Genomic DNA, 24,746 nt, shown 5'->3' on the forward strand with positions numbered 1-24,746 from the left:
TCATGGCTTTCTGGGTAGAACAGGCAGGCTGGTTTTCCTCTATTCAGGACCTTGGGCGCACCGGTTACGAACATCTTGGATTGCCTGCAGGCGGCGTCATGGATCCCTTTGCCTGCAGGGTGGCGAATCGTCTGGTTGGAAATGAGGATTCTGCCGCTGTGCTGGAATTTTCCGGCGCGGGTCCTCTACTCTGGGCAGATGCTCCTGCCCTTTTGGCGCTTTGCGGTGGAGGTTTTACTCTCTATGTGGATGGCATGGAAATGCCCCTGTGGACGGCAGTGCGCGTGCGTGGCGGTCAACGGGTAGAGTGCCGCCCTTCTCCGGCAGGTTTCTGGGGGGTGCTGGCAATCTCGGGGGGATGGGATGTTCCCCCTGTGCTGGGTTCTCGTTCCACATTTCTGAAAGCAGGGGTGGGCGGCTTTCAGGGGCGTCTGCTTCACTCGGGCGACTGGCTGTTCTCGGTGCGGGAAGGCTGGGTGCCGGAAGAACGCGCCGGTGCCATGCTGCCTGCTTCTCTGCGTCCGGAATACTCTTTGGAGGCGTTGATTCGAGTCGTGTTGGGTCCTCAGCGCGCGTGGTTTGGAGAAGATGGGGAAAGGCAATTCCTTTCTGCAACCTTTCAGGTCGGTGTCCAGTCTGATCGCCTGGGTTACCGGTTGACGGGGGCTTCTGTTACTCGCCGTTCCGGGGAAATCCTTTCCGAGGGAATGCCCCGCGGCGCGGTTCAGGTTCCGCCGGATGGCAATCCAATTGTGATGATGGCGGATCATCCCACCACCGGTGGGTACCCCAAGATTGCGGGGGTGATTTGCGCCGACTGGGGACGGGTTGCCCAACTTCGTCCCGGCGAAGGCAGGGTGCGCTTTGAAGCCGTGACGGTGGATCAGGCGCATCAGATTTATCGCGAACTTATGGCACGTCTGAACGCCATTGAACAGGAAAATCTCTCGTTCTGGATGCGAGGTTGATATGGATTTGAACTGTGATTTGGGCGAAAGTTTTGGACTCTATCGTCTGGGCAATGATGAAGCCCTGCTCTCAATAGTCACATCGGCGAATATTGCCTGCGGGTTGCATGCGGGCGATCCGCTGGTCATGCAACGGACGGTGCGCATGGCAGTTTCAAAAGGCGTTGCCATTGGCGCTCATCCCGGTTACCCTGACTTACAGGGGTTTGGCAGACGCGAAATGAACCTGAGCGCAGAAGAAGTGGAAGCCTTTGTTTTGTATCAAATTGGAGCCCTGATGGGTTTTGTCCGGGCTGAAGGCGGGGAACTGGTGCATGTCAAACCTCATGGCGCCCTGTACAATCAAGCCGCAAAAGACCGTGCCCTGGCAAGAGCCATTGTTCAGGCTGTGAAACGATTCAGCCGCCAGTTGATTGTGGTAGGGCTGGCAGGCTCGGTACTGGTGGAAGAGGCTCGAGAGGCAGGACTGCCTGCCGCGGCAGAAGGTTTCCCGGATCGGGCTTACAATCCGGATGGAACGCTCAAACCCCGCCGGGAACCGGGCGCTGTGCTGGAGACAGTGGATGCAGTGTGTCAGCAAGCCATCCGTCTGGCAACCCGGGGTGCGGGGGATGGCGCTCAACGCGTGCCGGTAGATACTCTGTGCATCCACGGAGATGGCCCCCATGCGGTGGAATTTGCCGCTGCAGTCCGGGATGCTCTGCAAAAAGCGGGGATTTCACTGCAACCGTTGAAGCCCTGAGGTTTACGGTTATAATCAGGTTAATGCGCAGGTTCCTTAAGGTCCTTCTTGGTGTTGTTTTGAGTCTTTTCGTCCTTGGATTGGCGGCGTTTGTCATACCGCCGGTACGAGAACGCATGCTCTGGCATGTGGATCAATGGCGCATTCGCCTGCAATATGCTCTGCGCCCGCCCGAAAAAGAAATTTTTATCCCTCAAGAACAACCCCAACTGGCCCCCACGGCAATGGTTCCAACGCCAGAAGAAAATCTTTTCCCTTCACCTACCTTCCTGCCCACGACAACCCTGATGCCGGAACCCCCGCTCAATCTCCCTACACCCTCGCCCACGCTACGCCCCCTGCCTGCTTCTGCGCGTTTGGATGGGATCAAGTATTTTGATCAGCACGGGCTCTGGAATTATTGCGCCCCAGCCAATCTGGCGATGGCGCTGTCTTTCTGGGGCTGGCAGGGAGATCGCACTGATGTAGGTGAGTGGGTTAAGCCGTTCGAGAAGGATAAGAACGTCATGCCTTACGAACTGGCAGATTATGTGCGTGAGCAAACTTCATTAAGCGTGGTTCAACGTTATGGAGGTACGCTGGAAACCTTGAAAGCCTTAATCGCAGGCGGATTTCCGGTGCTCATCGAAAAAGGCGCTTATATGACCGATTTGAGCGGCAAAGTGTCCTGGATGGGACATTATGCTGTGGTCAATGGCTATGACGACGCCAGAGGCGAATTTTTGACGCAGGATTCCTACTACGAAGCCAACTACCCCATTTCTTACAATGAACTGGAATCGCAATGGCGGGCATTTAACTTCGTGTTTCTGGTCATTTACCCGCCTGAGCGGGAAAACGAAGTGCTGGACCTGCTCGGACCGCTGTCAGATGAGGAACAAGCCCTTCAGCGAGCGCTTGTCCGCGCTTCGGATGAACTGTATCGCCTTGAGGGGGTGGACCAGTTTTTTGCCTGGTTCAATCGTGGTACCAGCATGGTTGGCTTGAAGGATTTTCTGGGCGCTTCGGCGGCATACGATGAAGCCTTCCGGCTGTATCCTTCATTGCCTGAAGCCCGTCGTCCCTGGCGCATGTTGTGGTATCAAACCGGACCGTACTTTGCGTATTATTACACCGGCCGCTACGCCGATCTGGAGGCTCTGGCAACCCAAACCATAGAATCTGCCAGCGAGCCTTATCTGGAAGAGTCGTTTTACTGGCGGGCAAAAGCCCGTGAAGCGCTGGGAAATACCGAAGGCGCGATTCAAGATTTAAAAACAAGTTTGCAATACCATCCAAATTTCAATCCCTCCATGGCTGCCCTGCTGAATCTGGGGGTGACCCCTTGAGGGAGAGAAAAGGGGGAAGCGCTGTGAAAATTCTACACTTTTCCGATGCTCACATTGACATCATCTCACAGGGAAAACTGGACTCGAAGAGTGGTTTGCCCATTCGAACACTGGATTTTCTGAAGGCGCTGGATCAGATTGTAGATGCCGCCATTGCCGAGCGGGTAGATCTGGTTTTATTTACGGGTGATGCCTACAAAGACCGCACTCCTGTTCCAACCTATCAGCGGGAGTGGGGCAAACGTATGAGGCGTCTTTCTGAAGCCGGTATTTTGACCCTGATGATCACTGGCAACCATGATATTTCTCCATCGCAGAGCCGTGCTCATGCCTTGCAGGAATATGAGACGTTAGGTGTGCCTCACGTGTACGTTTGCTCAAAACCCTCTTTCCTGACCCCCAAAGACCTGGAAGGGCTTCCACTTCAGGTGGTGGCTTTGCCCTGGGTGCCGAAAACCGGCTTTTTGAGCATTCAGGAAAGCAATTTGCCGGATATTGATACCGTAAACCAGAAACTGGAGGAGGTCATTACTCAATTGATCCACTACTGGCTGGAAAACCGGCTGGATCCGAACCTGCCAGCCGTTCTTGCCGCACATGCTTCGGTAGAAGGGGCTCAGTACAGCAGTGAACGCAGTATCATGCTTGGAAATGATGTTACCCTCAGCCGTGGGCTGGTCTGCGATCCCCGCTGGTCGTATGTAGCCCTGGGACACATTCACAAAGCCCAGAATTTGAACGAAGGCAATCATCCCCCGGTAATTTATGCCGGTTCGATCGAACGGGTCAATTTTGGCGAAGCCAGAGAAGAGAAATTTTTTGTACTCATTCATCTGGATGGAAATCGGGTCAGTCAGGTCGAGTGGCGGAAGTTGCAGGGGCGGCGATTCATTGACCGCTCCGTTTCCGTAAGCAAAAGGGAAGGCTTTATGGAAACGATTCTGGAGAAATTCCCCTCTCCGGAAGAGATTGAAGGGTCGGTTTTCCGCCTGACGGTAGATTATCCCGCTGAGTATGAAAAGTTGCTGGACGAAGCCCTCCTGCGGCGCCGTGCTGAGGGCGCGCTGGAGTTCCTGCTGGTTCGGCGCCCTCAGCGAGAGGTTCGCCTGCGCCTTCCGGAAGGAGCGCTGGCGAGCGATATGTCTCCTCTGGAACTTCTGGAAATGTATCTGAAAAGCATTAATGTGGCTTCTGACGAGATTCCTGCCATAAAATCTCTGGCACAGGAGATTCTCTGGGGCGGCGAGTCGGAGGAAAACTAAAGGAGTTCTGTGATTTTCTGGAATATCCTTTTACTTCTGTTCCTGATTCTGTTGAACGGGGGGCTGGCAATGGCAGAAATTGCCATTATTTCTTCCCGCCAGATTCGCCTGCAACAACGGGTGGAGGATGGCGATAGACGCGCTCAAACTGCCCTGGAGTTAATCCGTTCACCGAGCCATTTCCTTTCTACCGTACAGATTGGCATTACTTTGATTGGCATTCTCGCGGGTGCCGTGGGTGGCGCTCAACTGGCTGTTCCACTGGCGGAATGGATTGGACGGGTATCCTGGCTTTTTCCCTACCGGCAGGAACTGGCGCTGATTCTGGTGGTCGTGGTCATCACCTATCTCTCGCTGGTGCTGGGGGAATTATTACCCAAACGTGCCGCCCAACTCAACCCGGAGGAGATTGCCGTGCGGGTGGCTCCCTGGATGCAGGGATTGGGCAAACTGACCCATCCGCTGGTTACCTTGCTGGGTGTCTCCACAGATTTTCTCTTAAAATTGTTTGGCTGGCAGAAAGCCCTCTCTCCTGACCTGACCGAAGAAGAAATCAAGGGCATCATTGAGCAGGGGGTTGAGTCTGGCGTCATTGAACAGCGCGAGACGGACATGATCGAAGGCGTTTTACGCCTTGGCGATCGCCTTGTGAGCGCCTTTATGACCCCGCGCACAGAAATCGAATGGCTTGACGTGGAAGATCCGTGGGAGGTCAATCGAGAGTACATCATCAGCAGTACCCATATTTATTTCCCGGTTGCCCGGGAAAATCTGGATAACGTTCTGGGTATCGTCAATGCCAAGGAATTGCTGGCTGCCTCTCTTGAACAACCGGTGGACTTGAAAGAATATCTCAAACCGGCTTTGTTTCTTCCCGAAAGCACCACAGCGTTGAAAGCCCTTGAAGCCCTGCGCACTGCCAGCGGAAATCTTGCCCTGATTATGGATGAGTATGGCGGTTTGCAGGGGATGATTACCCTGTTCGATTTGATGGAAGCCATTATCGGAGAGATTCCTTTGTATGGCGAAGAAGCCGGGCAGGCGGTTATCCGCCGCGAGGACGGCTCGTTGCTGGTGGATGGATCTTTATCGGTGGATGTGTTCAAGCAATTGCTTCAGGTGGATGAACTGCCCGATGAAGACCGCATCGGGTATCAGACTGTCGCCGGTTTTGTGCTGGCTCAAATGGGCACAATTCCTTCGGTCGGTCAGCATTTTGAATGGAACCGCTATCGCTTTGAAGTGGTGGATCGGGACGGTTTACGCATAGATAAAATTCTGGTGAAGCCCCTATGATACCCAAACGTCTTTACATTGAGGGATTTTTGTCGTACCGCCAGGCGGTAGAGGTGAATCTGGAGGATGTCTCGCTTGCCTGTATTTCAGGCTCAAATGGAGCGGGAAAATCCTCTCTGCTGGATGCCATCACCTGGGCGTTATTTGGCAAAGCCCGCTCGCGGGATGATGCGCTGATCAACAGCACCAGCGATAAAGCCGTTGTCCAGTTTGTCTTTGAATTTGAGAAGGACACCTATCGGGTTGTCCGTATCAAACCGCGCAACAAGAGCACTGTGTTGGAGTTCTGGGTGCTGGATTCAAAAAACCGCGAATGGACGCCTTTGACCAGAGCCACGCTCACTGCTACAGAACAGACCATTCGCAGTGTTCTGCGCATGGATTTTGAGACCTTTGTGAATGCCTCGTTCTTCTTACAGGGTGGAGCTGATCGCTTTGCTCAACAGAATCCTGCAGAACGCAAGAAAATCCTCAGCAGCATTCTGGGACTGGAGATCTGGGAAGAGTACCGGGAGCGCGTTGCCGTGAGACGCAGAGATTCCGACGCGCAGGAAAAGAGCCTTACCAGAGAACTGGCAGAGATCGAACAGGAACTCAAGGAAGAGCCTGCGCGGAAGCAAATGCTGAAAGAGGCTCAAGAGAAACTGAAAAGCCTGACAAAAGAACGGGAGGCGTTGGAAAAGGAATTTCACACCCTCGAACGCCTGAAAACGGCACTGGATGAACAAAAGCATCTTCTGGATGTGCTGAGAAAGCAGGACGCCGATATCGTGGGGCGAATCGAGCGCCTGAAGCGTACGCTGATCGAACAGGAAGAACGCAAAGCCCGGTTGGAAGCGCGCCTCTCCGAAGCCGAAACGGTGGATCAACGCAATGAAGAATACCAGCAGGCGCGCCGGGAACTGGAACGCTGGGAGAAACTGGCGGCAGAGTATCTCCGTCTGGAACAACAGCGGGCGGTGCCCTTACAGCAGATCGCGGCAGCACGGGCAGGGCTGGAGCAGGAAAAAAGCCTGCTGGAACAGCAGGCGCAAAAGATGACCAGAAATGCACTCCGCCAGCAGGAACTGGAAGCCCTGATTCAAGAGGCTCAGGAAAAATGTCGCATTCTGGAGGACAGGGTCCAGTCCCGTCCTGAACTGGAAGCGCAGATCGGCGCTCTGCAGGATGAGATGGCGCAACTCAAAGCCGAAAACGATCAGCGCCGTCAGCAGATGAATGAAATCAAGGATCGTATCGAACGCCTTTCTCATACCAGCGGGGCGGTGTGTCCGCTGTGTGGTCAACCTCTGGGCGAGGAGGACCGCCGAAATCTGGTGGCATCTCTGGAGCAACAGGGAAAGCAACTGGCAGATGCTTATCGGGCGGCGCAGGCATCTCAGAAACAATGCCAGGAACGCGCTCTGGAGGTGCAAACTGCGCTCAAAGAACTGGATCGCATCGAGTCTGAGTGGCAAACGCTCAAGCGTCAGATAGAAGTCCATACTGCAGAAAGAACTCGCCTGCAGGATGAACTGAACCTCTGGCAAAGCGAGGGGGCGCTCCGTTTACAGGAAGTCACCCGTTTGCTGGCTGAGGAATCGTTTGCTGTGGAAGCCCGCGCTTTGCTGGCTCAACTGGATGCCCGGGTGAACGCGCTTCAGTACAATCCCCAACTTCACGAAGAGTGTCGAATCCGGGTGCAGAGCCTTGCCTGGGTGGAAAATGCTTTGCAAGAGGTGCAGACTGCCCGCGCGGAACTGGAGCCGTTAAACCGACAAATTGAGGAAACCCGTCAGCAACTGGCACTGGAGCAACAGAAACGGGAAGAACACCTCAGGGAACTCCGCCGTGCTGAGGAGAAAGTCCAGTCCGATATGGCTCTGCTTCCCGATCTGGATGAATTTGAAAGCAAATTGCGAAAGAAACAACTGGAAGAAAATCAACAGCGGGAAGAGGTTGCCCGTGCTCGCCAATGGGTGCAGACCTTGGAGCAGTTAAAAGGGCGTAAACAGGAGAAGGAGGCTCACCGAAAGGAACTGCTTCTGCGTTTGCAACGGCTGTCTTTGCTGGAGCGCGCCTGTGGAAAAGATGGCGTGCCGGCATTACTGATTGAACAAGCCCTGCCTCAAATTGAGGAACATGCCAATCAACTCCTCGAGCGGCTTTCTAATGGGATGATGTTGGTGCGTTTCAGTACCCAGCGGGCATTGAAAACCCGAGATGAACAGAAAGAAACCCTGGACATCATCATCAGCGATTCGGTGGGAGAACGCCCCTATGAAATGTTCTCGGGTGGCGAAGCCTTCCGCATTAACTTTGCCATTCGACTGGCGCTCTCCCGCGTGCTGGCGCATCGTTCAGGCGCGCGCCTGCAAACCCTTTTTATTGACGAGGGCTTTGGAAGTCAGGATGCAGATGGACGTCAGCGCCTGATTGAAGCCATTAACCAGATCCGGAATGAGTTTGAGTGCATTTTAGTCATTACCCATCTGGAAGATATGAAAGACGCCTTCCCTGCTCGTATCGAAGTCGAGAAGACATTAAGCGGTTCTCAGGTCAGGGTGATTCAATGAGTGTTTCGATCCCGTATCGTGTGGGAATTCAACAGCGGGTATTGCCTGCGTATCGAGCGGCTTTTTTCGATCGGCTGGCGCAGGTTTGTGAGGGCGGGTTGAGCGTTTTTGCCGGTCAGCCCCGTCCCGAGGAAGCCCTGGGTCAACCCGCAGTTTTGCGCACGGCACAGCATGTACAGGCAAACAATTTGCATCTGGGGACAGGACGGTTGTACACCTGCGTCCAGCGCAATCTCTTTGAGTGGCTGGGGCAGTGGAATCCTGATGTGTTGATAGTCGAAGCCAACCCGCGCTATTTAAGCACCCCTGCCGCGGTGCGGTGGATGCACGCTCGGCACAAACCCGTGATCGGATGGGGGCTGGGTGCGCCGCCTTCGCGCGGTTTCTGGCGGGAAGTGTTGCGGCAACGCTTTCTGTGTTTGTTTGATGCACTCATCACTTACAGCCAGCGCGGGGCAGAACAGTATCTTCGTTTGGGCTTCTCCCCGGATCGGATTTTTGTGGCTCCCAATGCGGTCACTCCCCGTCTGAAAGGAAATCCGCCTGAAAAACCGCCTGCTTTTACCTCCGGGCAGCCGGTACTGCTCTTTGTCGGCAGGTTGCAGGCGCGCAAGCGGGTGGATTTGCTGATTCGTGCATGCGCCGCTTTAGCGCATGAGGTGCGTCCTCGCCTGATCGTGGTCGGGGAAGGTCCTGAACGGCAGGCGCTGGAAGCGCTGGCAAAGACCACCTATCCTGATACACACTTCACCGGCGAAAAGCGGGATGATGAACTGGAACCATACTGGCACATGGCGGATCTGTTTGTCCTGCCCGGAACAGGCGGTCTGGCGGTACAACAAGCCATGGCGCATGCTCTGCCGGTGATGGTGGCGGAAGCCGATGGCACTCAGGAGGATCTGGTCACTCCAGAAAATGGCTGGCGGTTAATCCCTGGAAATCTGGAAGACCTGATTCAGCGTTTGCAGGAAGCCCTTTCCCAGCCAGGACGTTTGCGGGAGATGGGCAAAGCCTCGTATCAGATTGTCGCCGAGCGAGTCAATCTGGATGAAATGGTTGCCGTATTTGCACAAGCCATCCATTCAGCGATGCGTTTGAGAGGGTGAGCATGCACATAATGCTGGTTGCAGATGGACGCAGTCCGATCACCCGGCGATACCTGAACGTACTGCTGGAACTGGGCTTTCGGGTAACGCTGGTTTCCTCATTTCCCTGTGCTCCGGTAGAGGGAGTGGAGGGTTTGTGGGTTCTGCCGGTGGCATTTGGGCGCTTTGCCGGCACGCAATCGGGGGCAGGACTGGATCAACCCCATAAAGCCAATCAGGGGGCACGCAGGGCAGTTGCGCGGTTTCGGAAAGCCTTCCTCTCCATGCGTTACTGGGTTGGTCCGTTGACCCTGCCTTTCTATGCCGGGCACTTAAGACGCATTTACGGGCAGGTGCGCCCGGATGTGGTGCATGCCCTGCGCATTCCCTTTGAGGGCATGATGGCTTCCAGTTTGCCAGATAGCGCTAGATTGATTGTTTCGATCTGGGGTAATGATCTTACTCTTCACGCGCAAGGCTCCTTGTGGATGAAACTGCTCACCCGCCGGGTGTTAAGCCGGGCGCAGGGATTAACAGCAGATGCCTATCGGGATATCCGCCTTGCTCGCACCATGGGCTTCAACCCCTCCTTCCCTTCTGCGGTGTTCCCCGGCGCCGGGGGAATCGACTTGCAAACCATTGAGCGAATCAAGCGGGTGGGTAGTGAACCTCGCTCGGATCCTATCCCGGCTGGTGTGCCGCTGGTCATCAATCCGCGGGGGTTTCGCCCCGGCAGTGTCCGCAACGATGTATTCTTCTCGGCAATTCCGCTGGTGTTGCAACGCAATAACAGAGTGGCTTTCATCTGTCCGGCAATGGCTGGACAGCCTGAAGCCGAGGAGTCCGTGCGGCGGCTGGGAATCCACCGTCAGGTGGTGTTGCTCCCGCATTTGCCGCAGGAAAATTTGTGGGAATTATTTTTACGTGCAACGGTGATGGTCTCCATCAGTCAGCATGACGGTACGCCGAACTCTCTGCTGGAAGCCATGGCAGCAGGGTGTTTCCCTGTAGTGGGAGATATCGAATCCATTCGCGAATGGATTACCCCGGGTGTTAATGGCTTGCTGGTTCCGCCGGATCGCGCCGATCAGACTGCAGAAGCCATTGTGATGGCCCTGGAGAATACAGACCTTCGGGTAAAGGCAAGGGAAATCAACCGCAAACTCATTGAAGAGCGCGCGGAAGTTGGAAAGGTTAAAGAACAAATTTTGGCTTTTTATCAGCGTTTTGCGGGGTAAAAGTCTGTTTTTGAGACCAGGAGCCGCCCCTTCGCTTTAACGCAAGGGCGGCTCCTGGTTTGTTCTCCCCCGGGTTTTCTTTAGCGATTCAGGACGAAAGACAGGATAATCAGAATCACAAAGAAAGTACCTGCCAGTGTGCCGATACGTTTCAGATCCCGAATGATGGGGGTGTAATCCGGGTTGAAATCCGACGCAGTGGCGCGGCGGGAAATGGACCCTGTACCAGAAGCAGGGGTTTGGGGAGCGGTTGCCTCAGCCGTTTGAGAGCGAGAGGCGCTTACACTTCGCTTGAACTTTTTTGCCATATTCTCTACAATCCTCCGTGGTTAAGCAGGTTAAGTTTATCAGTGTCCCTGCAAAGATGCAATAACAACAATGCGTTGATTGTCAATCATGTAAGGGTAGCAGGAAATTAAGGTGGCGATAGGCTCGCGGCTGGGTGCCAGATACTCCACCGCGGTGGGTTCTACAATGTGAATTTGCTGAACCACATACACAAAGGCTTGCTGGGCGGTAGAAATGATGATTTCATCCCCGGGCTTGAGACGGTCCAGATCGCGAAAGATTTCCCCGTAGATGTCATTATGAGCGGAAAGGACAATATTCCCTTTTTCGCCGGGGTTTACCGTGCCGGGATGTTGCCCTACCCCCTTTTTAAGTTGTTCCCAGCCATCGCCCTGCACCACGGGCGCGTCAACTTTAATGGCAGGAATCTGGATGCGAATGGCATGGGTTGGACCGGGTGTTGGCAGGGGGATATTGACCAGGGATTGCACAGATGCCCGTAAATGGGCGGGAATTTCCTCCTCGTTGAAGCGTGCGCCTCCCGGAGCGTTGGGCGGGGTGTGTCCCGAAGGAAGGACCACTGCCGAAATCAGGGGCGTGGGAGTGGGGGAGGGCTGTACCAGTGCAGAAGCCACCTCCTGATTCAAATTGCGAATCAGGTTCATTCCGTTGAGTAAAATCAACGCCAGCCCGAGGACTGCCAGCACTTCAATTGCCAGCAAAATTCGGTCCAGCCAGATTTTCCGCTTCGGAACCGCCACTTCGCCTTCGGAGAGCAACGGTTCGGATGATCCTTCCAGGGGAGAGACAAAAGGCGCCGGTTCAACCATGATGATTCGTCCGGTGCGGCGGTATGCCTCCAGCCTTTTGTGACGTTCCCTGCGGTGCTTTTCAATCAGCAACTGGCGCAGTTCGTCAACGGTTAAATCTTCAATGGAACGATGCCGTGCCACCTTTTTCCCTTTCGCTACCCTCTCAGCCGCATTATACCAAGAATCTCCGGGACCGATTTAATTCCTCCAGATGATTTCAGAGCCATCCTCTCAGCCAGTACACCACAATACCAATGTATTCATGAAGCACGTTGGTGGTCAGTTGCAGGTTGGAACTGGAGGGCAGTAAGGCGATGATCTGAGCAGGAAGGGGAGACTGCCGCAGTTCTTCCCATTCCTGGAACGGCACGGCAAAATCTGCCGGCGCAGGGATGACCTCAACCCCCTGCTTTTCAAAAAGTTTGACCGAACGCGGCATGTGCAAAGCCGAGGTGACCAGAATCACACGATGGATGTTTCGCTCCTTCAGCAAATTCGCACAGTACAGGGCGTTTTCGTATGTGTTTTGAGAGCGGCTTTCTTCCAGAATGGCTTCGGAGGGCACCCCCAGCATTTCCAGTAAGCGACGCATATCTGAGGCGGGGGTGGAGGGTTGTTCCCCCCGAAATTCCACGTTTCCACCCGATACGATTACCAGCGGGGCTTTGCCTTGCCGGTAAAGCGTGGCGGCGTACAGCACCCGATCGCCGGCGGAGTTGACCTCAGGCTGGTTCCTGGGCGGGATGGCAGGTTCAGTCCCTCCGCCCAATACGACAATGGCGGGCGCACTGGAAAGGGAAGACTCAGGGAGGTATTGCCATTCCAGCGAACGCGCCAGCGCCGTAGCCACCCAGCGATTTGAAGCGATCAGCAATATTCCTAAAGCCAGCCCGGCGAGTAGATTCCGCCAGCGGGGGTGTTTTTGCAGAATCAGGCTCAGCGCAAGCAAAATCAACGCCATGCCCAGGGGATAAAGAAACGGAGCCAGGAGTTTGGAGAGAAAGACAAACATATTTGAATTATACAGAAGTTCCCTCAGTGGATTGAAAGCCTTTACAATTGAGAGCCGAACGCAGACTGGAAGGAAAATCACCCTTGCGAAAGGCGAAAATGGGAGTATATTAGAACAGAATTTCTGATTTACTCTGGTATAATAATTTTTTGCACATTTTCCGAAAGTGGGAAGGTGTAGGGTCAGGATTTATGTCTCAAGAATCGATTCGTGTCATTGGCGCGCGGGAACACAACCTCAAGAATATTTCGGTGGAAATTCCGCGCAATAAACTGGTGGTGATTACAGGTTTATCGGGGTCGGGTAAATCTTCTCTGGCGTTCGATACCATTTTTGCTGAAGGTCAACGCCGGTATGTAGAATCCCTATCGGCTTACGCCCGGCAGTTCCTTGGACAAATGGATAAACCTGATGTGGATTCTATCGAAGGGCTTTCTCCAGCCGTTTCCATTGACCAGAAAGCCACTTCCCACAACCCTCGTTCTACCGTCGGCACGGTGACTGAAATTTACGATTATCTGCGTTTGCTGTTTGCCCGTGTGGGTATTCCTCACTGTCCGGTGTGCGGCAGGGAGGTGGTCAAACAATCGGCGCAGGAAATTGTGGATGCCATCGAGCGCATGCCCGAAGGAACACGCCTGCTGGTACTGGCTCCCATCGTTCGGGGCAGGAAAGGTACCTATCAAGCCGTGCTGGACGAAATTCGGAAGGCAGGTTTTGTCCGCGTGCGGGTGGATGGTGTGGTGTACAGCCTTGAAGATGAGATCACTCTGGATCGGTACAAAATGCACACCATTGAGGCAGTGGTGGATCGCATTGTCCTTCAGCGCCCGGAAGACCCCGAAGAAGCCCGGCAGTTTCGTTCCCGTTTGACCGATTCGGTAGAAACAGCCCTCAAAGTCGGTGAGGGATATCTGACCCTGCAAAACCTTTCCGTTGATCCTCCAGTGGATTTGTTCTTCAGCGAACATCTGGCCTGTCCAGAGCATGGAGTCAGCCTTCCGGAGATTGAACCGCGCACCTTTTCGTTTAACACCCCGCACGGCGCCTGTCCCGATTGTCAGGGGCTGGGCAGTCGTCTGGAAATTGACCCGGAACTGATCATCCCCGACCCGGAGCGTTCTCTCAATGATGGCGCGATTGTGGCACTGGAATGGAACGGAACCCGTGAAGGCGGCGGATATTCGTGGCAGATGATTGAAGCCGTTGCCCGCCATTACCACATCAATCTGGACGCGCCGGTAAAGCAAATTCCCCCTGAAAAACTGGAAAAGATTCTATACGGCACAAAAGGGGAAGAGATTACCATCCATTTTGAAGGGCGTAATGGGCGCGAGTCTACCTTCCGGACAGCATTCGAGGGCATCATCCCCAATTTAGAGCGGCGTTACCGCGAGACGAATTCGGATTACATTCGTTCTAAAATTGCTGAGTTCATGACCAACCGCCCCTGTCCAACCTGCAATGGCGCGCGTCTGCGTAAGGAAGCCCTGGCAGTAACGGTGAATGGTGCCAACATCATTGAGGTGACCAACTGGCCCATTCTCAAAACCCTTGAATGGGTGAGGGAACTGGAAGAAGGTTCCGTCTTTACCCCGCGTGAAAAAGCCATCTCTGAGCGGATCTTGAGAGAAATCCGCGCACGTCTGGGGTTCCTGGTCAATGTGGGACTGGATTATCTGACCCTGCGCCGCAGCGCCAGTACTCTCTCGGGCGGGGAAGCGCAGCGGATTCGCCTGGCTACGCAAATTGGCTCCCGTTTGACGGGGGTTCTGTATGTCCTGGATGAGCCATCCATTGGGCTGCATCCTCGTGACAATGGACGTTTGCTGGAAACGCTCAAAGAACTCCGCGATTTAGGCAACACGGTGCTGGTGGTCGAGCATGATGAAGAAACCATCCACTCCGCTGACTGGATTGTGGATCTGGGTCCCGGCGCCGGGGAGCATGGCGGCTGGGTGGTCGCTGAAGGCACCGTCCAGAACATTCTGGAAAATCCCCGTTCTCTTACCGGGGCATATCTTTCTAAACGACTGCGTGTGCCTACACCGGAACACCGCCGTGGTGGGAATGGGAAGAAACTGCGCATTATCGGCGCACGGGCGAATAACCTGAAAAATATTGATGTGGACATTCCACTGGGTAAACTGGTGTGTATTACCGGTGTGTCCGGTTCAGGAAAATCCACCCTGATGGTGGATATTCTCTACAATGCGCTGGCGCGCGATTTGAACGGCGCTCATACCCAGCCCGGTGAGTACGACCGGATTGAGGGGCTGGAGTATCTGGACAAGATCATCAACATTGATCAATCGCCCATTGGACGCACCCCGCGTTCGAACCCCGGTACCTATACGGGTGTATTCGATGAGATTCGCCTGCTTTTTGCGGAACTTCCCGAAAGCAAGATGCGTGGCTATAAAGCCGGGCGCTTTTCCTTCAATGTGCATGGCGGTCGGTGTGAAGCCTGTCAGGGGCAGGGACAGTTGCGCATTGAAATGCAGTTCCTGCCCGATATCTACGTCCCCTGCGATGTGTGTCATGGTACCCGCTTCAATCGGGAAACCTTACAGGTGCGCTTCAAAGGGTTGAACATCGCCGAGGTTCTCGATCAGACGGTGGACAGCGCTCTGGAATTGTTCTCAGCATTCCCCTCGATTGTGAACAAGTTGCGCACCCTTTCGGATGTGGGACTGGGGTATATCCGCATTGGCCAACCTGCCACCACACTATCGGGCGGCGAAGCCCAACGGGTGAAACTGGCACGTGAACTTTCCCGCCGTGCCACGGGGAAGACTCTGTACGTGCTGGATGAGCCTTCTGTGGGATTACACGCCGCAGATGTTCACAAACTGATTGAGGTGCTTCAGCGTCTGGTGGATGCGGGTAACTCTGTGCTGATTATCGAGCATAACCTGGATATTATTAAAGTTGCCGATTATCTGATTGATCTGGGTCCAGAGGGTGGCGACCGTGGCGGCGAATTAATTGCCGTAGGAACCCCGGAAGAAGTATGCCGTAATCCACGCTCTTATACCGGGCAGTATCTGGCGCGCTATCTGTCAGAAGAACAGCAACAGTTGCTCCGACTCGCCTAATCCTCAAAACTCGTGTAGAATTGCCTTTATACATTCATCCTCGCCGTCAGCATCGCAAAACTACTCAGAGAAAATGAAACAGGACAATACTCTATGATACGCAAAGATTCGCCGCAAAGCGTGATTGAATCCTACCGCCGGAAACAGCAAATGGGTCCCTTCATCGTGTGGGGACTGGCTGTGGTTCTGGTGGTGGTAGGAATCATCATTCTGGTGGTGTGGTTTACAGGTCAAAATCGCCCGGCGATAAGCCTGTTTGCCTCACCTACCCCCACGGCAACCCAGACATTGACTCCCACGCCAGTCACCCCCACTTCCACGCCTACCATGACCCCCACGGAGACGCTCACCCCTACCATTACAGAAACTCCTACACCGCAGGGCCCGTTTGAGTACACCGTGCAGGAAGGGGATACCTGCTGGGATATTGCTGTGAAGTTCGAAGCCGATCTGCTGGTCCTTCTTACACTCAATAATTTTGGCAATACCTGCCCGATTAAACCGGGTGACAAGATTCTGGTGCCCCTCAAAGGACAGGAATTGCCCACTGAGACTCCTCTGCCCACTGATCTGCCGCGTGGTCAAAAGATTGAGTACATTGTAAAGACCGGTGAGACGCTGGATCTCATTGCCCGGCGGTTCAACAGTACGGTGGAAGCCATTCTCAAAGAAAATAAACTCACCGACGCCAATAAAATTTCTGCCGGTCAGAAACTGATCATTCCGGTGAACATCGTCACTCCCACTCCCACCCGCGCTCCCACGCGCACACCGACCGCTGGTGGTCCAACGGCAACACCGGTACCGCCGACGGCTACCGCAACACCTTGAAAATGAACTCAGACGCATAGTCAGGGAGAAGGCTTAACCTGCCGCATTTACGGGTTGAGCCTTCTCTCCCTTTCCTTGACCCTATGTTGATGCGTGCTTCCAAATCCTTCTTTCAGACTCTCCCATGGGCAGTGACCACCCTGCTGGTTTTTGCTGCGCTTCTGCGCTTTGGAGAGACAGCGCTGGGTGGATTGCCGGAAGGGTTGGCGAATCTTCTGGAAACCCTCTCAAATTTTTCGGCGGTTTTCCTTGGAATCTTTATTGAAGCCGTCCCCTTTTTGCTGCTGGGCACGCTGGCATCCGGGCTGGTCGAGGTGTTTATCTCACGGGAGGAACTGGTGCGCTGGATTCCTCAGCGCGGGGTGGGCTCTGCGCTTGCCGGAAGCCTGCTGGGGTTGTTCTTTCCCGTATGCGAATGCGGGGTAGTGCCGTTTGCTCGCCGCCTGGTGCGCAAAGGCTTACCCCTTTCGGCAGGAATCGCGCTTTTGCTTGCCGCGCCGGTGGTTAATCCCATCGTTATTGCCAGCACCCTTGCGGCATTTGGGGTGGGTCCTGTGTTTTGGGGCAGGCTGGCAGGGTCTCTCCTGATTGCTTTCATTACCGGGTGGATTTTTTCTCTGGCTCCCCCTCAGGAAGTATTGCGCGATCGTTCCGGGTTGCCCCTGCCGCCGGTTATGGCTTCTCTGGAGCCGATTGCTGTTCCCCCGTTATCGCAACGATTCCGGCAGGTGCTTCTCATTGCCGCAGATGAATTTTTCGAGATGGGGCGCTTTCTTGTGCTGGGCGCATTGCTGGCGGCTTTCATGCAAACCTTCATCCCGCAGGGAGGATTACTTCTTCTGGGACAGGGAGCGGTGCTTTCGGTGTTTGTGATGATTGCGCTGGCGATTTTACTCTCGGTATGCTCCACGGTAGATGCGTTTATTGCCCTGGCATTTACCGGAACCTTTACCACCGGTTCGATTCTGGCGTTTTTAGTGTTTGGTCCCATGGTGGATATCAAATCCACATTGATGTTTCTGCGGGTGTTCAAACCGCGCGCTGTTCTGTATCTGATCCTCCTGCCTTTTTTGATGACCGCCGTGTTGATGATTGGTTTGAATCTTGCGGGAGTCTGGGGATGAAAGAGCGTACCACACGATCCTTTCAGGCGCTGATCATGGCAGGACTGGGGGCTTTCCTGTTATTTCAGGTAGTTAATGGGGGAATCACCTTCTACATTCACCAGCGTTTTGTCTGGCTGGTGGTGGTTGGTGCCATTCTTTTACTGGTGATTGCCCAGACGCTGTTTCAATCCCGCTCCCAGATAAATGAGGATGATCCCCATGAACATTCTGATGGGGAAGACGATGACCATCACCATGTCCTAACGCCCGGCTGGGTGTTGTGGCTGATGATCTTGCCGGTAATGATGGGGGTGCTGTTGCCCCAGCGCGCGCTTTCAGCGAGTGTGATTCAAAACAGGGGCATTCAAACAGGAGGAACGCTATCCTCGAACACTCAGGTGATCCAGGTGCAGGACATTCCGCCCGAACAGCGCACAGTGCTGGACTGGGTGCGCCTGTTCTCTCAAAGCGATACTCGTGCTCAGATTAAGGGTCAACCTGTGGATGTGATCGGTTTTGTGTACCGCGATCCGCGTTTACCCGCCGGTCAGTTCATGGTGGCGCGTTTTACTCTGACCTGTTGCGTAGCCGATGCGTCCGCGCTGGCGTTGATTGTCTCCTGGGAAGATGCAGATTCCCTTGTAGAGAATCGCTGGGTGCGGGTGCGCGGCGTGTTGGATGAGACCCTTCTGGATGGTCACCCCGCGCCTCTGGTTCTGGCAAAGCAGGTGGAAGAAGTTCCTGAACCGTCTCAACCCTATCTGTATCCATGAATCTCTCCCGTTTTGACCGTTTTGTTTGGATGATTCTGTCTGCCCTGCTTCTTGCTCTGGTGGGGATGGCCCTCGCCCTGCCGCTGCTGGGGCTTCCTGATCCTCAACCTGGCTGGGATGAGCAGGGGATTGGGGCGTATGGTCCGCTTTCGATTCAATTCCCCCGCGGGATTGATCCGGAAAGCGCCGAATCAGCCCTGTCCATCACCCCTTCTGTGGGTGGAGAGGTGAAATGGGTGGGCGAGCGTCTTCTCTTTTTCCCTTCTGTGCCGTTTCGTCAGTGGGTAACCTACACCCTCTCACTTCGGGAAGGGGTGCAAGCCAGAGATGGCAGAACGCTGAAGCATGGGCTGATCTGGACCTTTACGGTAAGGTCTCCTCTGCTGGCATATCTTGCTCCCAGCGCTTCGGCGGAGATCTGGGTTCAGGATCTGCTTACCGGAGAGTCCCATGCCCTGACCGACACCGGCGGACGGGTTTTTGATTACACTGTGGCGCCGGATGGCGAGACGCTGGTATATTCGGCATACAACATGCAGAAGGGGATGGATCTCTGGCAGGTACGCCGGGATGGCACCCAAAACCGGAAAATTCTGGACTGCGGTGCCGACTGGTGTCTCAACCCTGCCTTTCATCCACAGGGGACCATTCTGGCTTACAGCCGTCGTCTTGCTCCTCTTCAGGAGGGTGCGCAGCCAGGAGTACCGCGGGTCTGGTTGCTGGATTTGTCTGCCGGGACGACCCAACCGATCAGCCCCGATCCAAATATCAGCGGGTCGGAACCGCTTTGGGCACCCCGTTTCCGGCGTTTAATCATGTGGGACGGCCTTTCCGGCGGGCTTCGTGGCGTGGATCTGGAGGCTCAACAGACTATCCTCATCCCTTCAGAGATGGGAATGAACGCTGTGTGGACGCCGGATGGAAACGCGCTTCTCTTTACCCGATTGATCATCGGTGAAACCACCGCATATGCCGGTGTGTACCGCTATGACTGGGATAAGCAAACCACTGAGAGCGTTTTGGGAGGCGAGCAATCTCCGTGGGATTATGGCGTTCCCGTATTTTCTCCCGACGGAAAATGGATGGCGGTTGGGGTTCGCGAGGTTCTGGGTAGTCCAGCCCGGCAGGTATGGCTTTTCCGTCCGGACGGCACGGCAGGTAATCCCATTCTTCAAGATGCGATGATTAATTTTTCATCTTTCCACTGGAATCCGCAGGGGGATGCTCTTGCGCTTCAGCAAATTACCTTAGGCAGTTCCTCTTCACGCCCGCAGATTGCGGTGTTGAATATAGACAGCCGATCTTTGAGAATTGTCGCAGAAGATGCCACTTTTCCGCAATGGGTGCCGTGATTTACCCGTCAAGGGATAACACCTGTTCGATTTCTTCTCGCACGACCGCATCACCTTCTTCTTTCAACCGTTGAGAGAGAAATTCCCGCACCCGTTGAGAAGAATACTGCCCCAGTGCCCACACAGCGTGTTGACGCACCAGCGGTTCCGGGTCTTCGGTGATGCCTGTCATCAATGCCGGGATGGCGCGTTCGTCCTGTGCATTTCCGAGGGCAATTGCCACGTTGCGTAAATACCCGCGCCGGCGCGGACGTTGAATGGGGCTGTTTTTGAATTTGCGGTTGAAACCGATCGGGTCGAGGAGCATTTCTTCAGCCAGATCCGGCTCCGGGACGCCTTCTCGAGGATAAAAAGCGGGGTAAGGCTCGGCATTCCCAAAGCGCACATTCCAGGGGCACACCTGCTGGCAGACATCGCACCCAAATATCCAGTTTCCCATTTTTTCGCGCAATTCCACTGGAATACTGCCCTTGTTTTCAATGGTGAGGTAAGAAATACACCGGCTGGCGTCCAGGGTGCGATCCGGGCGAATGCACTGGGTTGGGCAGGCATCTATACAACGGGTGCATGTGCCACAGTGATCGGTACTGAACGGCGGGTCTGCTTCGAGGTCTAACTCCAGAAAAATCTCTCCCAGTAAAAAGAACGAGCCTTTGCGGGGGTGGTTCAGGCAGGTGTTTTTTCCAATCCATCCCAGTCCTGCCCGACTGGCAAGATCACGCTCCAGCACAGGACCGGTATCGGTGTACCATTTAGCCTGCGGGGTGGACCCAAGTTTTTGGGTAAGCCATTCCATAAAATCCTGAAACAAACGTGGAAAAACCAGATGATAATCTTCCCCCCAGGCATACGAGGCAATCCGCCCTTTCATGGAAGACTTTTCCGAATCGCTGGCTGGTTTGGGTTGAGCAATCGGCAGGGCAACCAGCACAACCGAACGCGCCGAAGGCAGAATATCCCGGGGGTTTTCCCGCAAGGCTCGGGCGCGCTCGGTTTCCAGATAACTCATGCTGCCGTGTAACCCCGCTTCCACCCATTGGACATATTGAAGGTAATGGGGGGGAGATTCCAGATGGGTGATGCCCACCCCGCTTGCCCCGCGCTCCAGGAAAAATTGTTTGATTTGTGATTCGAGGCTCATGTTTTCAGTATAACAAAAAAGCGTCCTCCGGTTGGAGAACGCTTTTCTATGGCTGTCTGGAAATTCTTACTCGATCACTTCAATGGACAGGAAGACCGAGTAGAAGTTCACTCCCTGATCATTGGTCAGCACCCAGATGGTGTTGGTTTTCCCGGTCTTGTCGGGGGCGGTCAGTTCAAAGACGATTTCCACTGTATCTTTGGGTTTAACCTCTTTGGTCAGGTTGAGGTCATTAGGACTGCCCATTTTGTCCCCGGCGTAATACCGGAAGGTGTACTTGGTAGTCCAGGTGGTGGTTCCCACGTTCTTCAGCACGTACTTGACGAGGAATTTCTCGCCTTTTTTGATTTGCGTCCCGTCGGCGGGCGATTGCGATACCCATTCGGCTTTGTCACCGCTGGTTTGAGCAGGTGGTGCGGCTACTGTGTTTGTGGGAAGGGGTGTTAAACCCGCCGGACCGGTAGGAGAGGGCTGAGGTGTCCCTGCCCCGGGCGTTCCGGTGATTTCAGGTGTCGGTGTGGGTGGAATCATTGTAGGGGTGGGGGTAAAAGTTGGTGGTAAGGGGGTAGGGGAAGGTTGGGCAGCCTGTGTTTGGGCAATTCCCGCCGCGACCGTTTGCGCTGCCTGGGTATAAACTGCATTGGCATCCAGAGTCGGGGCGGCAGGGGTGGCTTGCTGACAGGCAACCAGCCCCAGGGTCGCCAGCAGCAGCACTGCAAAGCCCGCGATGATTTGCTTTTTCAACATACGTACGTCCTCCATTTAAAATTCACAGGGCTGAATTGTCTTACCGGTGAGGGGAATTGTCAAGGGTTGAACGGTTCCAGCAAGTCATCTACGTCCGGGACAGGGAGACTATCGTCCTGAAAGCCATCTTCTCCCCGGAAGGTAAAGTAAGTTACCCGTCCGGGCAGAATGGTCATATTGCGGGTGAAGCGTTCTCCCAGATATTCGATGATGACCTCATAATCCCCGGCGGGAAGGTCACTCAAAACCAGGTTTTCCCGGTAATACGGGTCGCTGTTGACTGCCGATTTTCCGTAAGACCTCACCGTCCATTTCTGATTCGTTTTCCAACTGCGTACAATGACATCCTGTTCGGTAAGCAGGGAACCGTTGGTGTTGCGGAGTTGCCCTACCAGCACTCCCCATCCGATAGGGGGCGAAAGCCAGAGTTCAGGATTGAGGGTGGTAAAGTAACTGTTGCGGTCGGTGCGCACTTCGAAGTGCAGATGAGGGCCGGTTGTCAAACCGGTCACACCCACCCAGCCCAGTACATCTCCTTGCTGGACAATTTGCCCATTGACCACATTTAACCGTTCCATGTGAGCGTACACGGTGTAAAGCCGTTGTCCCTGCCAGCCAAAATCATGGCGGATAGTGACTGCCAGCCCGTAGGGGTCGTTGGGGTTGTTCTGTCCGTAGTACAGCCCGTACCCCGCCCAGACTACTCGCCCACTGCCTGCCGCCAGAACCGGTGTAAAACGCGGCGCGGGGATATCCACGCCGGTGTGGACGATTTCCGAACTGAAGAAAATGCCTCCATAGCGATAGTCGGCCACGGGCCAGTTGACTTCATCGGCGGCAATGGGGCGGGTGAAGTAAAAATGATCGTATGGGCCCGGAGCCCAGGGAACCTCATAAAGGGGCGGGCGCCAAGCGGAGCGCGGCGGAGGTGGGGGCGTGGGAAAGGTAAACCGCACCGGATCGCTCGCTTCCTGCGTTTGAGAGGGATTGATGGACAGGTTTTCACCCGGTTGTTCACCAGAATCAGTGAATTGTGTCTCCTGTCCGGCATGGGCAGGTTCAGCAGCAGGGACTTCCAGATTGGGGTTATATGTACCCGTGCAGGCACTCAACAATGCGAGTGCCAGAAGAAACAGGAAAGCAGAGAATCGGCGGTCAGACAGGCTCATGGTTTTGGAGTTGCCGAGGGGGTAAGGGTACGGGTTGGTGTCCGCGTGAAGGTGGGCGTTCGGGTGGGACGCGGGGTTGCTGTGGGTGGAAGTGTGAAGGTTGGCGTATTCGTATAGGTTGGCATGGAGGTGGGTGTTGCCAGCGCTTCCGGCGGATAAATCTCCTTCATCGCGCTCCACCAGTCCAGGCCATCACGGATGACGAATTGATTGAAGCGAATACCCGGGTAGAACGAACGCCAGTTGGGTTGGGCGGGCAGGCGCTCCCACCGGTAGGATTGCGCCAGTTCGGTTAAATCCACCCAGTAACCTGAAGGCGGTGAAGAAAGCCTGCCTCCCGCCTCGTAAGCAGCCGGGTCGCCCGTGTAGCGGGCTTGCAGATCCCAGACAGGCTCTCGCAGGGGAATACCCATCGAGCCGTCCTGTAGGCGTGTCTTGAGGTACAAACGCCAGTAGGTTTGCCCTTCAAAGTCTTCCCGAACCACCGCCATCCATCCGGCGTTCATGATCAGTGGGTTCAGCGCAAAGGCTCTTCCCGTATATAGCCAGTTTTCATACATGGAAGGTTCATAGGGCGTTGTCAGCGGTACGTAGGCGTTTTCAAGGCTGGCAAGCACATCCCAGCCCGATTCCCGCGCCGCACGCAGACGTAGACCTTGATAGGCTTCATCCACTGCATCATGGATTTTTGCCACCGGGGCGCTGATGTCCGCCAGGTCCACCATGGTTTTCCGTCCTGCCGGTTCGACGAGAGAGACTGCAGGCTGAGTGAGGGGGGCGACAGGGGCAATATCCCCCTGTTGAATGGCTTCCCAAAGCCAGCCCGTTAATGGACCGGACTTCCACACAAGCCCGAAGACCTTTCCCGGAATTTCTTCTGGTGGAATCAGGCGTTGCAGCGAGCCCCGCAGAGAGACCAGCAGGGTATGCTGATTGGGCTGTTCCAGAGCGGTGAACAACCATTGTCCATCGGGAGACCAGGCAACGTCATCGCCAAACCCTGCCGTAAACGCAGGGTCCTGAGGATTCTGGGAATCCCAGGTCAGGATGCGATGCTCGCTATCCTGCCTGGCAGCGTAAGCCAGAAAGCGTCCATCTTTTGACCATACGGGGTTTAAATCGCTGGATCGTGGATTGCGGCTGATGTTGATAAACCGTTCCTCAGGTTTGTCTAAATTGGCAAGCCAGATTTCCGCATCCCCCGTGCGTGTGGAGACAAAGGCGATGGTTCGTCCCCCCGGAGACCATGCCGGATCGCAGTCTGCGGCAGGGTCATCGGTCAGTTGAATGGGAGGCTGGGAGAGATCGTTCAATGACTGAAGATAAATATCCAACTGGTCCTCGCGGTAGGCTTCGTACGCCAGCCACTGTCCATCTGGTGACCAGGACGGGGCGCCTTCGTACTCTGGCGATTGGGTGATTGGCTGAAGGTCTCCGCTGGTCAAATCAAGAATGAAGAGATCCCAAAAGCCGTTTTGATGGGAGGTAAATGCCAGGCGGTTTCCATCGGGACTCAATGCCGGGTGCATCTCGTCCCATTGCGTGTGAGTGATGCGCGTTGGGGGAAGATACTCTGGATGATACGCAAACAGATGAATGCGTTCTCCATCGCGCATGAAGAACAACAACACCCCTTCCTCCTGCAGGGTACGCTGGCGGTCTGGATTCAAAAGGGAAAGAGGAATGGGGGTGATGGTGGGGGTAAGGGTGACTTCAGGTTGAGCGGGTTGGGTGCCGGTGGGTTGGGATGAAATGTCGAAGGTGGGCAGGAAAAATGTGGGTGAGATGCCAGGCATCGTTGGGGCGTTTTGAATGCGCTCCAGCACATTGGGCCAACCCAGCCACGACAGCGCGGCAATGTTCAGTCCAATCAGGAATACCACAATTCCAAATACCAGAGCCAGAGTTAAACGCGAGTTGGATTTCATGGGTGACCTGGGAAC

General features: G+C 54.8%; 20 protein-coding genes. 13 read left to right on the plus strand and 7 right to left on the minus strand.

The features are described from left to right. The first annotated feature begins 2 nt into the window (after window positions 1-2). From LHF31_RS11745 to LHF31_RS11780, 8 genes are read left to right on the plus strand one after another with little or no spacing between them, the layout of a single operon-like run. Entirely contained in the window at window positions 3-968 is a 966-nt protein-coding gene (locus LHF31_RS11745) for a biotin-dependent carboxyltransferase family protein (RefSeq protein ID WP_298006494.1), read from the plus strand. A gap of 1 nt (window position 969) precedes the next feature. Next, window positions 970-1,710: a LamB/YcsF family protein gene (locus LHF31_RS11750; RefSeq protein ID WP_298006497.1), complete on the plus strand. Its 741-nt coding sequence runs from the start codon at window positions 970-972 to the stop codon at window positions 1,708-1,710. A gap of 59 nt (window positions 1,711-1,769) precedes the next feature. Beyond that, window positions 1,770-3,038: a C39 family peptidase gene (locus LHF31_RS11755; RefSeq protein ID WP_298006500.1), complete on the plus strand. Its 1,269-nt coding sequence runs from the start codon at window positions 1,770-1,772 to the stop codon at window positions 3,036-3,038. A gap of 23 nt (window positions 3,039-3,061) precedes the next feature. Continuing rightward, the gene (locus tag LHF31_RS11760) at window positions 3,062-4,300 is read left to right on the plus strand and encodes an exonuclease SbcCD subunit D (protein WP_298006503.1); all 1,239 of its coding nucleotides are present in this window, start codon (window positions 3,062-3,064) and stop codon (window positions 4,298-4,300) included. A gap of 9 nt (window positions 4,301-4,309) precedes the next feature. Then, window positions 4,310-5,596 (plus strand): hemolysin family protein, encoded by a 1,287-nt coding sequence (locus LHF31_RS11765; RefSeq protein ID WP_298006506.1) that lies wholly within the window; start codon window positions 4,310-4,312, stop codon window positions 5,594-5,596. Beyond that, window positions 5,593-8,151 (plus strand): SMC family ATPase, encoded by a 2,559-nt coding sequence (locus LHF31_RS11770; protein ID WP_298006509.1) that lies wholly within the window; start codon window positions 5,593-5,595, stop codon window positions 8,149-8,151. The genes LHF31_RS11765 and LHF31_RS11770 overlap by 4 nt, the downstream gene beginning before the upstream one ends. Further along, window positions 8,148-9,257 (plus strand): glycosyltransferase family 4 protein, encoded by a 1,110-nt coding sequence (locus LHF31_RS11775; protein WP_303774251.1) that lies wholly within the window; start codon window positions 8,148-8,150, stop codon window positions 9,255-9,257. The genes LHF31_RS11770 and LHF31_RS11775 overlap by 4 nt, the downstream gene beginning before the upstream one ends. Window positions 9,258-9,259: 2 nt before the next feature. Beyond that, window positions 9,260-10,474: a glycosyltransferase gene (locus LHF31_RS11780; protein WP_298006515.1), complete on the plus strand. Its 1,215-nt coding sequence runs from the start codon at window positions 9,260-9,262 to the stop codon at window positions 10,472-10,474. An 80-nt stretch (window positions 10,475-10,554) separates the two neighbouring features. Here the strand turns inward: LHF31_RS11780 and LHF31_RS11785 are convergent, their stop codons facing one another. The 3 genes from LHF31_RS11785 to LHF31_RS11795 form a co-directional block, all read right to left on the minus strand. Continuing rightward, window positions 10,555-10,782, minus strand: a complete 228-nt coding sequence (locus tag LHF31_RS11785) for a hypothetical protein (protein WP_298006518.1) — start codon at window positions 10,780-10,782, stop codon at window positions 10,555-10,557. Between the two features lie 39 nt (window positions 10,783-10,821). Further along, a complete protein-coding gene (locus LHF31_RS11790) occupies window positions 10,822-11,715 on the minus strand; it encodes a sortase (RefSeq protein ID WP_298006521.1) in 894 nt (297 codons plus the stop codon). Window positions 11,716-11,791: 76 nt separating this feature from the next. Then, window positions 11,792-12,586 (minus strand): YdcF family protein, encoded by a 795-nt coding sequence (locus LHF31_RS11795; RefSeq protein ID WP_298006524.1) that lies wholly within the window; start codon window positions 12,584-12,586, stop codon window positions 11,792-11,794. 191 nt (window positions 12,587-12,777) lie between these two features. On the opposite strand from LHF31_RS11795, the gene uvrA reads away from it, so the two are divergent. From uvrA to LHF31_RS11820, 5 genes are all read left to right on the plus strand, one after another. Continuing rightward, entirely contained in the window at window positions 12,778-15,684 is a 2,907-nt protein-coding gene (gene uvrA / locus LHF31_RS11800; RefSeq protein WP_298006527.1) for an excinuclease ABC subunit UvrA, read from the plus strand. 93 nt (window positions 15,685-15,777) lie between these two features. Beyond that, window positions 15,778-16,515 (plus strand): LysM peptidoglycan-binding domain-containing protein, encoded by a 738-nt coding sequence (locus tag LHF31_RS11805; RefSeq protein ID WP_298006530.1) that lies wholly within the window; start codon window positions 15,778-15,780, stop codon window positions 16,513-16,515. A gap of 89 nt (window positions 16,516-16,604) precedes the next feature. After that, window positions 16,605-17,639 (plus strand): permease, encoded by a 1,035-nt coding sequence (locus tag LHF31_RS11810; RefSeq protein WP_298006533.1) that lies wholly within the window; start codon window positions 16,605-16,607, stop codon window positions 17,637-17,639. Beyond that, on the plus strand, window positions 17,636-18,394 hold the full coding sequence (locus LHF31_RS11815; protein ID WP_298006536.1) for a TIGR03943 family protein: 759 nt from the start codon (window positions 17,636-17,638) through the stop codon (window positions 18,392-18,394). The genes LHF31_RS11810 and LHF31_RS11815 overlap by 4 nt, the downstream gene beginning before the upstream one ends. Continuing rightward, window positions 18,391-19,746: a hypothetical protein gene (locus tag LHF31_RS11820; RefSeq protein ID WP_303774252.1), complete on the plus strand. Its 1,356-nt coding sequence runs from the start codon at window positions 18,391-18,393 to the stop codon at window positions 19,744-19,746. The genes LHF31_RS11815 and LHF31_RS11820 overlap by 4 nt, the downstream gene beginning before the upstream one ends. A gap of 1 nt (window position 19,747) precedes the next feature. Here the strand turns inward: LHF31_RS11820 and queG are convergent, their stop codons facing one another. The 4 genes from queG to LHF31_RS11840 form a co-directional block, all read right to left on the minus strand. Continuing rightward, window positions 19,748-20,887 carry a tRNA epoxyqueuosine(34) reductase QueG gene (gene queG, locus LHF31_RS11825; RefSeq protein WP_298006542.1) on the minus strand — a complete coding sequence of 380 codons (1,140 nt, stop codon included), beginning with the start codon at window positions 20,885-20,887 and terminating at the stop codon, window positions 19,748-19,750. 66 nt (window positions 20,888-20,953) lie between these two features. Then, window positions 20,954-21,634, minus strand: a complete 681-nt coding sequence (locus tag LHF31_RS11830) for an NBR1-Ig-like domain-containing protein (protein WP_298006545.1) — start codon at window positions 21,632-21,634, stop codon at window positions 20,954-20,956. Between the two features lie 59 nt (window positions 21,635-21,693). Further along, a complete protein-coding gene (locus tag LHF31_RS11835) occupies window positions 21,694-22,803 on the minus strand; it encodes a M23 family metallopeptidase (protein WP_298006548.1) in 1,110 nt (369 codons plus the stop codon). After that, window positions 22,800-24,731, minus strand: coding sequence for a hypothetical protein (locus LHF31_RS11840; protein WP_303774253.1), 1,932 nt, complete (start codon window positions 24,729-24,731; stop codon window positions 22,800-22,802). The genes LHF31_RS11835 and LHF31_RS11840 overlap by 4 nt, the downstream gene beginning before the upstream one ends. Window positions 24,732-24,746: the final 15 nt, after the last annotated feature.

The organism is Anaerolinea thermophila, from assembly GCF_020723905.1.
Lineage (GTDB): Bacteria > Chloroflexota > Anaerolineae > Anaerolineales > Anaerolineaceae > Anaerolinea > Anaerolinea thermophila_A.

Coding starts and splice junctions, on each gene's coding strand:
- LHF31_RS11745 (WP_298006494.1), top strand. CDS start 3: ATGGCTTTCTGGGTAGAACAGGCAGGCTGGTTTTCCTCTATTCAGGAC.
- LHF31_RS11750 (WP_298006497.1), top strand. CDS start 970: ATGGATTTGAACTGTGATTTGGGCGAAAGTTTTGGACTCTATCGTCTG.
- LHF31_RS11770 (WP_298006509.1), top strand. CDS start 5,593: ATGATACCCAAACGTCTTTACATTGAGGGATTTTTGTCGTACCGCCAG.
- LHF31_RS11775 (WP_303774251.1), top strand. CDS start 8,148: ATGAGTGTTTCGATCCCGTATCGTGTGGGAATTCAACAGCGGGTATTG.
- LHF31_RS11780 (WP_298006515.1), top strand. CDS start 9,260: ATGCACATAATGCTGGTTGCAGATGGACGCAGTCCGATCACCCGGCGA.
- LHF31_RS11785 (WP_298006518.1), bottom strand. CDS start 10,782: ATGGCAAAAAAGTTCAAGCGAAGTGTAAGCGCCTCTCGCTCTCAAACG.
- LHF31_RS11795 (WP_298006524.1), bottom strand. CDS start 12,586: ATGTTTGTCTTTCTCTCCAAACTCCTGGCTCCGTTTCTTTATCCCCTG.
- uvrA (WP_298006527.1), top strand. CDS start 12,778: ATGTCTCAAGAATCGATTCGTGTCATTGGCGCGCGGGAACACAACCTC.
- LHF31_RS11805 (WP_298006530.1), top strand. CDS start 15,778: ATGATACGCAAAGATTCGCCGCAAAGCGTGATTGAATCCTACCGCCGG.
- LHF31_RS11810 (WP_298006533.1), top strand. CDS start 16,605: ATGCGTGCTTCCAAATCCTTCTTTCAGACTCTCCCATGGGCAGTGACC.
- LHF31_RS11815 (WP_298006536.1), top strand. CDS start 17,636: ATGAAAGAGCGTACCACACGATCCTTTCAGGCGCTGATCATGGCAGGA.
- LHF31_RS11820 (WP_303774252.1), top strand. CDS start 18,391: ATGAATCTCTCCCGTTTTGACCGTTTTGTTTGGATGATTCTGTCTGCC.
- queG (WP_298006542.1), bottom strand. CDS start 20,887: ATGAGCCTCGAATCACAAATCAAACAATTTTTCCTGGAGCGCGGGGCA.
- LHF31_RS11830 (WP_298006545.1), bottom strand. CDS start 21,634: ATGTTGAAAAAGCAAATCATCGCGGGCTTTGCAGTGCTGCTGCTGGCG.
- LHF31_RS11835 (WP_298006548.1), bottom strand. CDS start 22,803: ATGAGCCTGTCTGACCGCCGATTCTCTGCTTTCCTGTTTCTTCTGGCA.
- LHF31_RS11840 (WP_303774253.1), bottom strand. CDS start 24,731: ATGAAATCCAACTCGCGTTTAACTCTGGCTCTGGTATTTGGAATTGTG.